General features: G+C 53.3%; 9 protein-coding genes. 6 read left to right on the top strand and 3 right to left on the bottom strand.

The genetic code is table 11. The annotated features are described in order from the left end of the window. Positions 1 to 45: 45 nt before the first annotated feature. Positions 46 to 1,989, bottom strand: a complete 1,944-nt coding sequence (locus DUE52_RS16155) for a KUP/HAK/KT family potassium transporter (RefSeq protein ID WP_114407059.1) — start codon at positions 1,987 to 1,989, stop codon at positions 46 to 48. A gap of 299 nt (positions 1,990 to 2,288) precedes the next feature. Here DUE52_RS16155 and DUE52_RS16150 point away from each other — a divergent pair, with 299 nt between their 5' ends. From DUE52_RS16150 to DUE52_RS16130, 5 genes are all read left to right on the top strand, one after another. After that, positions 2,289 to 2,531: a YcgL domain-containing protein gene (locus DUE52_RS16150; RefSeq protein WP_114407058.1), complete on the top strand. Its 243-nt coding sequence runs from the start codon at positions 2,289 to 2,291 to the stop codon at positions 2,529 to 2,531. Between the two features lie 69 nt (positions 2,532 to 2,600). Continuing rightward, complete coding sequence (locus DUE52_RS16145; RefSeq protein WP_114407057.1) at positions 2,601 to 2,927, top strand: hypothetical protein; 327 nt, start codon at positions 2,601 to 2,603, stop codon at positions 2,925 to 2,927. A 68-nt stretch (positions 2,928 to 2,995) separates the two neighbouring features. After that, positions 2,996 to 3,784 carry a carbohydrate-binding family 9-like protein gene (locus DUE52_RS16140; protein WP_114407056.1) on the top strand — a complete coding sequence of 263 codons (789 nt, stop codon included), beginning with the start codon at positions 2,996 to 2,998 and terminating at the stop codon, positions 3,782 to 3,784. Between the two features lie 126 nt (positions 3,785 to 3,910). Beyond that, positions 3,911 to 5,182, top strand: coding sequence for a hypothetical protein (locus DUE52_RS16135; protein ID WP_114407055.1), 1,272 nt, complete (start codon positions 3,911 to 3,913; stop codon positions 5,180 to 5,182). Positions 5,183 to 5,252: 70 nt separating this feature from the next. Further along, positions 5,253 to 6,773 carry a GH3 family acyl-acid amido synthetase gene (locus DUE52_RS16130; RefSeq protein ID WP_114407054.1) on the top strand — a complete coding sequence of 507 codons (1,521 nt, stop codon included), beginning with the start codon at positions 5,253 to 5,255 and terminating at the stop codon, positions 6,771 to 6,773. On the opposite strand, the gene DUE52_RS16125 is transcribed toward DUE52_RS16130, so the two are convergent. Continuing rightward, positions 6,768 to 7,403: a hypothetical protein gene (locus DUE52_RS16125; RefSeq protein ID WP_114407053.1), complete on the bottom strand. Its 636-nt coding sequence runs from the start codon at positions 7,401 to 7,403 to the stop codon at positions 6,768 to 6,770. The two genes, DUE52_RS16130 and DUE52_RS16125, sit on opposite strands and share 6 nt — an antisense overlap. Before the next feature lie 277 nt (positions 7,404 to 7,680). On the opposite strand from DUE52_RS16125, the gene DUE52_RS16120 reads away from it, so the two are divergent. Continuing rightward, positions 7,681 to 10,248 (top strand): PAS domain-containing sensor histidine kinase, encoded by a 2,568-nt coding sequence (locus DUE52_RS16120; protein WP_114407052.1) that lies wholly within the window; start codon positions 7,681 to 7,683, stop codon positions 10,246 to 10,248. Between the two features lie 51 nt (positions 10,249 to 10,299). Here DUE52_RS16120 and DUE52_RS16115 read toward each other — a convergent pair whose 3' ends face one another. Then, a complete protein-coding gene (locus tag DUE52_RS16115; RefSeq protein WP_114407051.1) occupies positions 10,300 to 11,097 on the bottom strand; it encodes a hypothetical protein in 798 nt (265 codons plus the stop codon). Positions 11,098 to 11,187 lie beyond the last annotated feature (90 nt).

The following is an 11,187-nucleotide window of genomic DNA, read 5'->3' as shown; positions in this document are numbered from 1 at the left end:
ACTTCTTTCGATTCGCCTGGAATTTGTTGGTCAGACGCCGGGCGCTCAGGCTTCGATTCGTTTGAGTTTGATGTTTTCGACGGGGCGAATGACCAGCGGCACTTTCTCGATCTTGACCGAACTGCTGTCGAGGCCAAACCAGCGGTCTTCTGCGGTCGTAAACCGTTTGATGAAAAAATACAGGTTCATGATCAGCCGCTCCATCCAGGGCAGGTCGTTCTCGAAGGAGAGAAATTTCTCCAGCACCACAAACCGAAAATCACCAATCACATGCTGACGACTGAGGGATTCGTACCGGCTGGTGATGTCCACTTCCTTGTTTTTGACCAGATCTTCGATCACCTTCCGGAAAAACAGGTTGATGCGCTGCTCCACCCGAAAGCCCAGCCGGAATGTGATTTTATACACATCGTCGGTCGCAATCGTGTTGACTTTGTATTCCATCGTATACGGATCATCCGTCGTGTCCACATGCACAAACCAGAAGATATCGGCCCGTTTGGGGCGCTTCTGAAAGATGGAATAAATGACCTTCGATTCGATTTCGGATTGGCGGGCGGCATTGCTCATAAACACCAGGTGCGTGGCATATTTGGGAATGCTAATATCCCGGCTTAGTTCGATGAGCGGTTTCAGGTAATGGTCGATTCGAACGTATTCCGTCAACCGGAGTTTGATGTAAAACGCCCGGAGCCAGGTATACATCACCACCGCAATGGCGGAACCAATAAAGAGCGATACCCAACCGCCGTGGGGAAACTTGATGAGATTGGCGACCAGAAAAGCGCCTTCCAGCAGGACATAAACGACCAGAAACAGCACGACGCCCCAGGCTTTATAGCGGTGGCTGTATAAATAATACGTCATCAGGATGGTGGTCATCAGCATCGTCAGGGTGATGGCCAAGCCGTAGGCAGCTTCCATGTTGGCCGACTCCCGAAAGTAAAGCACAACCCCCACGCAACCGAGCCACAGCAAAAGGTTGATGCTGGGCACGTAGAGTTGCCCTTTTTTGACGGATGGATAGCGCAGGATCACTTTGGGCCACAGGTTTAGCCGGATCGCTTCACTGATCAGCGTGAACGAGCCAGTAATCAAGGCCTGGCTGGCAATAACCGTTGCGGCCGTCGCAATGCCGATGCCGGCGAAGAGAAACCAGTCGGGCATGAGCGCATAGAACGGTTTATGCTCTCCCAGGGCCTGGCCTTCCATCGTGAGCAGCCAGGCGCCCTGGCCGAAGTAATTCAACAGCAGGCAGGTCTTTACAAAAATCCAGCTTATGCGGATGTTGCCCCTTCCGCAGTGGCCCAGATCGGAATACAAGGCTTCTGCACCGGTCGTACAGAGAAAAACCGAGCCTAAAAGCCAGAAACCACCCGGATATTCCGCCAGCAGCCACCAGGCATAATAGGGATTGACGGCACTCAAAATGCCGGGTGAATCCGCGATGTGGATCAATCCCAGGGTTCCCAGCATGATAAACCAAAGCAGCATGACGGGGCCAAAGGCGGTTCCGACGACGCTGGTGCCCAGAGCCTGAATCAAAAACAGAACCGTCAGAATACCAATGACAATGGGAACCGTGGGAATGTCTGGATACAGAAGTTCCAGCCCCTCGACGGCGGATGAAACCGAAACCGGCGGGGTAATGATGCCATCCGCCAGCAGGGCACTGCCGCCGATCACGGCGGGAATGGTGAGCCATTTGGCGTGTCTGCGCACCAGCGCGTAGAGGGCAAAGATCCCGCCTTCGCCCTTGTTGTCGGCCCGCAGGATCAGGATGACGTACTTGACGGTGGTTTGCAGGGTTAGGGTCCAGAAAATGCAGGAGATGGCTCCCCGAACAACATCCGCCCGGATCGGCTGGGTGGGCCCCATGATGGCCGAGAGAACATACAAAGGAGACGTGCCAATATCTCCGAAAATAATACCCATGGCTACCAGTAAACCGGCCGCCGTTACTTTATCCAGTTGTTGTTTGTGTTCCATGAAGGACCTCTTGTCTGCCAGTGCAGCGGGGAAATCAGGTGATTAAAAAAGATCCTCTCCAATTGTGTGCCATAACCGTAATTATTTTCTATTTGATTGAAAATAAGATTGATAAAAATTGGAGGCCGAAATTATTTCCCGTCCACTTTTTCATTTTGGGGTGGTCGTTTTTCATTTTGGTAATCCTTACCGAACGCCGTGTATCCGGCTCCTGATCTCTTTGCCCCGTCCATATGGCATTGCCTTTCGAACACTAGGGGGTGAACGGTGTTTTAGGAGTATTCAAACCCATTCAAGCGATGATCACTCATATCTATCAATCCAGTATCCATGAAAACTGGTACCTGGTTCTTCCGGTTCAAAAAGAAGACGACTTTTCCGATGTTCCGGCGGAGGTATTTACCGAATTCGGTGAGCCCTTAAAAATGGAATCACCCGATTCGGGCCCGGGGTCACTGGGTATTGATCTCTTTCAGGTCAGAAGTGATTTTGACACCCAGTCTTATCATGTGGCGAAAGTCGTGGCCCCCGCAGCGCCTTGAGACAGGTCATTTGCGGAGTCCGTGCCCGGAATCCGGTTTTCCGCTGTACTTTCGCAAAAAGACAAGCGCATGAGGACCGAGAAATTTACCGTCGCCGACATTAAGCCTATTGCCAAAACGGTGCGGTTGGCTTTTGACAAGGCCCTGAATGAATGGGGCCACCCCCTGGACGAATCCGACGATTCGGAGTATGTGTTGTTTTGCAAACCCACCACACGGGCGGTTCATTTCGATCTGAATTTTGCCAAAGGAAACTCCGAAGTCGCGCGCCGGATGCACCAGTATTGTGAACAAAACCGGCTCGAAGTGATCGGCTATTTTTCCCAATTCGAACTCCGTGAAATGGACAGTGTGGATATTGCCGATAAAATCATCGACCATCTGTACGAGGACTGACGGGTTCTTTTTAGAGCCGGAGCGATTTCAATCCGACCCGCGTATATTTGTCATAACAACCCTTCACTATGCCTGACTATACCGCCCGAAAAATTACGGAAACCCTGGAAATCAATGGTGATCTGACCAAACCCGCCTGGCAGTCGGCCACCTGGAGCCCCCGCTTTGTGGACATGGCAACCGCCGGTCCGGGGCTTTATGATACGAAAACCGCCCTGTGCTGGAATGATCACTTTCTCTACATCGCCTTCGTAGCCGAAGAGCCCTTTCTGGAAGCCCACCTGACCGAACGGGATTCGATTATTTTTCAGGAAAACGACCTGGAAGTACTCATCGACGGGGACGATTGTTATTATGAACTGGAGGTGAACGCCCGCAATACCGTGTATGAAGTGTTTTTTATCTGGCGTGATGCTTACGCGAAAGGGGGCCGGTTCGATGTGCCGCTTTTTGATGTTCATCATCCAAAGGCCATGACGTTTGGCGGCAACTTCGACCGGGATGAGGCCACGTTCTGGTACGGAAATCACCCGCGCGGGCTCCGTTGGGCTTTTCTGAACTACGACCTGCCTGGTTTGCAAACCGCCGTCCGGCTCGACGGCAGCCTGAACGATAACCGGGATATCGACCGGGGCTGGAGTCTGGAAATTGCCATTCCGTGGCAGAGCCTGACGTGGCTGGCCAACGGCCGTTCGCTGCCTCCCCAAAACGGCGACCGCTGGCGGATGTTTCTGGGCCGCTTTCAGAAAGTGCCGCTTTCGGGTTCACAGGGGCAGCAAGCGATGGTGCTCACCCCGCACGGTGTCAATGACACGCACCAACCCGAACGCTGGAGCGAAATTGAGTTTCAGGACTAAACCGCAACCTGGGTCCGACGAAACGGAAAAAGTCGCTTCATCAGCGGCTTTTTCCGTTTCATCCCATTCCGCATTTTACAAAAACGGGTGCCTGTTCAATTTTGGGACGTAAACAACCAGATACCCATGAACAGGCTATTCATCTACTTCCTGAGCCTTGCACTCACGGCAGTGTCCTGCAAGCACGATACCGACAAAATCAGGCCAGATGGGCCGGGCAATACCCAGCCTGAACCGCCACCGTCCATCCCGCTTGAAGAGGCCGTTACCCCGGTGGGAACACCCGAGGGGAACATCATCACGGCCACCATTGGCCCGGCAGGGGGCACCGTTGCCTCGGAAGACCAACGCATCCGGGTCGTCATTCCCGCCGGGGCGCTGAGCAGCCCGCAAACGATTTCCGTACAACCCCTGACCAATACCTGTCCCTCGGGAACCGGACAGGCCTTTCGGCTGACACCCCACGGCCTGACGTTTGCAAAACCGGCAACCATTGCGTTCCACTACGACGAAAACGATCTTCAGGGAACCGCTCAGGAAGCCCTTCGCATTGCCTATCAAGCCGACAACGGAAGCTGGAAATCTCCCGGTCGGCGATCCCTGGATACCACCGCCCGGTTGCTGTCCGTCCAGACGACGCATTTCAGCGACTGGACGTTCTTCAAGAACATTACCATGGAACCGGTTTCGGCGGTTGTAGAACCGGGCGGGACCATTGATCTGAAAGTCTATCAGCATGTTGAAGAACCGGAAACGGGGGGGGACGATGAGCTGACCGTTCCTAAAGTTCCTGCGCTGATCAAGGCGAAATACATTAAAAAGTGGGCCGTTTCGAGCGAGGGAACCCTGGCCCATGAACAAGTGCGGGCTAGCTACTATGCACCATCTAAAATACCGGCTAAAAATCCGGTTACGGTAACGGTGTTTCTGAACCTGAAGGTCACCATCGACGGCCTGGTATACAACGATCTTCGGCTGGTCTCCAGCATTCTGGTGGCGCCGGAGGGTATTTCGGTGCAGATCGATGGGGGAGAGTGGAAAACATATACCGGAGGCATCGGCGTTGATCCCGGAACCAGCATCATGCTTGGGAACAACGGCGACGAAAAATGTGGGTTGGCTTTTCCGGGTACGAAGCCCGGAACGTTCCGGTGGACACTGGGTACGGAAGTCGTTTTCAACCTGCATAAAGGGTACATTATTTACCAGCATGTCTACGCCGAAGATAAAAAGCCAGTGGTCAGCGGTGGTTCGCTGAAGGTCATCAGCATTGATGCCAACTGGGTGACCGGCACCTTCGATGTAAATCCTTCCGGTTGGATACAGCCCAACAATCCGTACAATCCGATCGGTAGGGCTTCGATCAAAGGCGTTTTCCGGCTACGGCGCGTCAACTGATCAACCTGGCAAACAATGTCACGGCAAAGCGGTTTTACCGGGTAGGAATCCTATCCGGTAAACACTCTTTATGGCAGTAATTGGCGAATTCATCCGCAAAGCGATTGATGTATACGGTTTTATCACGTCGGAACCCGATCCGGCCAAGGCGCAGCGCACGGTTTTGCAAAACCTGCTGGAAAAGGCCCGATTGACCGCGTTTGGTAAAAAATATAACTTCAGCGAAATCCTCCAGAGTGACGATGTCATCGGAGCGTTCCAGCGGGAAGTGCCCGTCCACGATTACGATAAACTATACGACGACTGGTGGCATTATTTGCTGGAAGGCCATCAGAATGTGACCTGGCCGGGTGGGCAGCACTATTTTGCCCTGAGCAGCGGCACCACCAGCAACAGCAAATCCATTCCGGTGACGGACGACATGCTGGATGCCATCCGGAAGTCGGGCATGCAGCAGGTAATGAGCCTGAAAAATTTCGATCTGCCGGCCGATTTCTTCGAGAAACAGATCATGATGTTGGGGAGCAGTGTCAGCCTGATCGAAAAGGACGACCACCAGGAAGGAGAAATCAGCGGCATCAGTGCTGCCAATATACCAGCCTGGTTCAGAGCGTTCTATAAACCGGGTGCCGAAATTGCGTCGATCACCGACTGGGACGAAAAAGTACGCCGGATTGCCGAAGAAGCGCCCACCTGGGACATCGGCAGCCTGAGCGGTATTCCGTCGTGGGTCGAAATGATGCTGAAAGAAGTGATTTCGCACAACCGCCTGAACACGATTCACGACATCTGGCCTAATCTGCAGGTCTACACCACGGGCGGGGTGGCTTTTGAACCCTACCGAAAAAGTTTCGAAAAGCTGCTGGCAAAACCGTTGATTTATATCGATACCTATCTGACGTCGGAAGGTTACCTGGCGACCCAGAAAAGACCGGATACGACGTCACTGGCCCTGATTCTGGACAATGGGATTTTCTTCGAGTTCGTGCCGTTTTCGAACGAAAATATGGACGAAGACGGCCGGGTGAAACCGGATGCGAAAGTTTTGACGCTGGAACAGGCCCAGGAAAATACCGACTATGTGTTGCTGATTTCGACGGTTTCGGGAACCTGGCGCTACATGATTGGCGATACGGTGATGATTACGGACAAGCAACGGTCGGAAATCAAAATTACCGGACGCACGAAGCACTTCCTGAACGTGGTGGGCGAGCAATTATCGGTTTTTCAGATGAACCAGGCGATGCAGAATTTGCAGAGCCAGTATGATCTGGAAATCAAGGAGTTTGTGGTGGCAGCCGTTCGGAAAGACGGGGAGTATATCAACAAATGGTTTGTTGGTTCTAACCGGACGGTTGATAATCAGGCGTTTGCGGTCTCGCTGGATCAGGAACTGTGTGAAGCCAACAAGAATTACAAAGTAGCTCGGAGCAAGTCGCTGAAAGGGGTGGAAGCGGAGGTGATCCCGGTCGAGCAATTCTACCGCTGGAGTGAGGACTATAAAAAGCTGGGGGGCCAGACCAAAATTCCCCGGGTGATGAAAGAAGAGGACTTTCTGGACTTTGAACAGTACATCAGGAGCCTGTCATAGGGCCTTTTTCTGCTCGTCCAGCTTCTGCTCTTCCAGTTTTTTTACCTGGTCGACAATCTCTTCCGGAGAAACATACAGCCGGGCTATCTTGTCTTTATAGGCCTGCGGCAGTTCCGCGTGATTCAGGATAAACTGTTTGGTTTCAATCAGATACCGCCCGAGTCCGTGACTCACTGCGTAGGCGTCGGCAATCCGTTCGACTTTTCGGACGTAGGCGGGTGAAAAAACGTAGGAGAGTCCAAAACCCACCAGACCGAGGTTGCTGCGGTTTTCGTAGTCCATGATATGGCCGAGTTCGTGGCCGATCCAGCCGATCAGAATGGCATCGGGAACCTGGTGAATCGGAATGGCGGTATGCGTCAGTTTGAACATCGCACTGATGTTGATCTGGTAGGAGCGGTTTTTCCGGCGGTTGAGCAGGGTGCGGAAAACCGGCTGGGCCTGCATGACCGACGACTTGATGCGTTGCTTGAAGACAAACCGGATGGCGGTATTTTTCAGTTCAGGATAGAACGACAAGGCCACCAGGACGTTTTTTTCGATCACCGCCGGAATGATCTTACGGGTTCCAAACTCGGCGAGTGCGGGTGTGATTTCCCGGTTTTGATGACTGATCTTGGAGGGCAGCATAGGTTACTAAACAAAGATCCACGGGAGCGCGGGTACCACAATAACCCATTTGTGAACGATTGGTTATTGAAAATCTGGCCGGCGTTTCACCGATTGACCGAGGCAAAATTGCCCGAAAAACAGGTTTGGGAAAAGAGATAGATGAAAAAATGCTTGTATTGGGGGCCATACAATCGGAATTTGCCCTTTTTATTTGTTAAAAATACATTCTGTTGACTTATTCGATATTCTTTTCTTTGCCTTTGCGCTGCGTATTTGCTTTATGAACTCTACTGGTATGAATAAACCCGTGCCTGCTCCGGACTTCCCGGCTGGAGGGGGTGAGATGGGGAACCGCATTCGTTCTTTTGACTGGTCTGAAACGGTTTTGGGGCCGATCAAGCACTGGTCACTCGGTCTGCAAACCACCCTGAACCTGATTCTGTCGTCCCGGTTTCCGATGTTTCTGTTCTGGGGAGACGACCTCCTTTTTTTTTACAATGATGCGTTTCGCGCCAGCTTCGGGGCGGAAGGAAAGCACCCCGGTGCTCTGGGCCGGAAGGGCGAAACCGTGTGGCCGGAGAGTTGGTCCATCATCAGCCCCCTGATTGATCAGGTACGGTCAACGGGTGAAGCAACCTGGAGCGAAGACCTGCTCATCCCCCTTTTCCGCAACAATCGGCTGGATGCTATTTACTGGACAATCAGTTGCAGTCCTGCCTATGACGATAACGGACAAATCAGTGGGGTATTCGTTACCTGTATTGAAAGAACGGCTTCGGTAGCCGGACGAGAAAAAGAGGAAGCGAATGAGAATTATTTCCGCCAGCTTGTCGAAACGATGCCGGCCATTCTCTGGATCACCGAACCCGACGGCTATTGTTCCTACCTGAACAGACAGTGGTATGACCATACCGGCCAGACCGATAAAGAAGCGGAAGGATTTGGCTGGCTCACTATGACGCACCCTGATGACCAGGAAGAGGCTGGAAAGCAATTTATTGAAGCCAATGAAAAGCAGGTGCCTTTTACGGCTCTGTACCGCTTACGCAACAAAACCGGTCACTATCGCTGGGCCATTGACAGTGGCAATCCCCGGTTTAGTGCCGAGGGGCGTTATAAAGGAATGATTGGAACGGTGGTGGACGTACACGATCAGAAACTGGCCGAAGAGTCCCTGCGGGAAAGTGATGCCCGTTTTCGGAGTCTGATTGCGGAGGCCCCGGTGGCGATGGCTGTGTATGCAGGCCTGAATTTTGTCATCGAAATGGCCAACGACGCCATGATCCACCTCTGGGGGAAAACTCCCGCCGTGATTGGAATGGAACTGGCGGAAGCCTTGCCGGAGCTGGAAGGCCAGCCTTTTATTGGCTTGCTGGAAGACGTATTTACGACCGGCGTGGCCTACCAAACAACGGAACAGCAGGCCGATCTGGTGGTGGACGGCCGTTTGCAAAGCTTCTGGTTTACGTTTACCTACCAGCCGCTGACCAACGAACAGGGCCAGGTATACGCCATCCTGAACGTGGCGCTGGATGTAACCCACCAATGGCGGGCCCGCCAGAAAATTGAAGAAGCCGAGAGTGCGCTGCGGGATGCCGTCGAACTGGCCGAACTCAGCACCTGGGGCATGGAGGTGGAAACCGGCGTATTCACCTATTCGGAACGGTTTATGCACTGGTTGGGCTTTTCAGAAAATACCAAAAACATGGATGAAGCCTACAATCCGCTGCCGGATGAATACCGGCAGTCGGTTGCCGATGCCATTACGGCCGCAATCCAGCCGGGTTCGTCAGGTCTCTACGACAATGAACATCCGATCATCAACCGGCTGACGGGGCAGGTGCGAATCATTCACGCCCAGGCCCGGCTCTTTTTCAATGCGGAGGGAAAACCGCTCAGGCTGGTTGGCACGGCACAGGATATTACGGAACAGCGCAAACGACAGCTTGCCCTGGAGCATCAGGTGCAGGAACGAACGGAAGAACTGGAGGCAACCAACGAAGAACTGGCGTCGACCAATGAAGAACTGGCCGCAACCATCGAAGAACTGGCGACCACCAACGAAGAACTTTCCGAATCCAACCAACTCCTGATGCGTTCCAATGAAAACCTGGAGCAGTTTGCCTACATTGCCAGCCACGACTTGCAGGAACCGTTGCGAAAGGTGCAACAGTTTGGTGACTTGCTGAAAAACCAGTACAACACGCAGTTGGGCGATGGTATCAATTACCTGGAGCGGATGCAACTGGCGGCCGGCCGGATGTCGGCCCTCATCAAAGACCTGCTGACGTTTTCGCGCATCTCCACACAACAGGACACGGTTGAACCGGTGTCCCTCGCGGTTGTGGTCAAAACCGTCCTGAATGATCTGGAACTGGTGATTCAGGAGTCGAAAGCCGTGGTGACGGTCGATCCGCTGCCGACGGTGCCGGGCGATTCGTCGCAACTCGAACAACTCTTTCAAAACCTGCTCAGCAATGCCCTCAAGTTTCGCCGGAGAGGAGCCAATGGGGCTCTGGTAATCCCCGAGATTCAGGTTACGGCCCAAATCGTGAGCAGCATCGCGTTGCCGACAACCGTAAAACCGGCTCGGGCCGCCGGTGCTTACCACTGCATCGAGGTAAAAGACAACGGCATCGGCTTCGACCAGAAGTATGTGGATCGCATTTTTCAGGTATTTCAACGGCTGCATGGCAAGGCCGAATTTGCCGGAACCGGCATCGGTTTAGCGATCTGTGAGAAAGTTGCCTCCAACCACGGTGGAGCCATCACGGCCACGAGTCAATCCGGTTTGGGAGCCACGTTCAGCGTCTATCTCCCTGTGGCAGAATCCCTGCGGAAAGAACGCGGTACTCATCTTTGACCGGTTTCAACCAGCACAAAAAGTCTGCCGCCTGCCTAACCGATCGAGGGGCTAATTTGTCGTAAAAGGGTATTTCATAATGCTCAGCAGCGGTTTTCCGGTTGAGTCGGCAAATGACCGGAAGTACTCCGAGTCGGAGAGGTCGAGCATGTCGGGCCGAATGCTGAGCATGGGATGATCGATGACGAACGGTTTTTCGAGCCACAACTCTCCGTTGATCGCCATCAGCATTCCACTGGCGGCATTGGCCACAAAACGGCTTCCGTCGCCATTACCGGCGATCTGAAAAGACCAGGTGCCATCGGGCTGGATAATGAAAGTTTCTTCGGGGCCGGCATTGGGACCATACACGGTTTGGTAGCGAAGGCGGGCGGGTCGGAACACCAGGGGCCTGGGTGCTTCGCCGTAAACCACCCGTTCGATGCGACCCGGTTTGCCGAAGGCTGGTGTGCTGAAATGCGTCAGGGTCGAATCGATCTCATTCCATTTGGCTTCAAAACAGGCAATAAACTGGTCGAATTCGGCCCGGCTGAAGGCTTTGGGTGACATATAAACCGTCCAGGGCGTCTGGTCGGGGCTGGAAAGCTCCAGGTCGTAGTTGCGAATGACCCAGTTTGGATACTGCTCCGGCAGCAACGGGAACCCGGCATTATAGTCACACACGGTTTTCCCGTCAAATACCAACACCGCCTGGTGGTTTCGCTCGCCGATGCTCCGAACGGTGGTGTGGTCGATTAGTTGCAACGTGTGACCATTGTAGGTGCTGACCACCAGCGCATGGTCTTCCGGCTCACAGCCGCAAAACAGATACGGGGTCGCTGCAAGAAGAAAAAAAAGAATGGGTTTCATAACATCAGTCAGGGCGGTATGGCGTGATCCCCCTAAAATAGACTGATGCCCGGCAGCAAGCCAGTTCCACTTGATATTGGGCTGTTCTGG

The sequence above is a fragment of the Larkinella punicea genome (genome assembly GCF_003334855.1).
Taxonomy (GTDB): domain Bacteria; phylum Bacteroidota; class Bacteroidia; order Cytophagales; family Spirosomataceae; genus Larkinella; species Larkinella punicea.
Note: the sequence above shows the minus strand (reverse complement) of the source record. Positions and strands in the feature narration are given on the sequence as shown.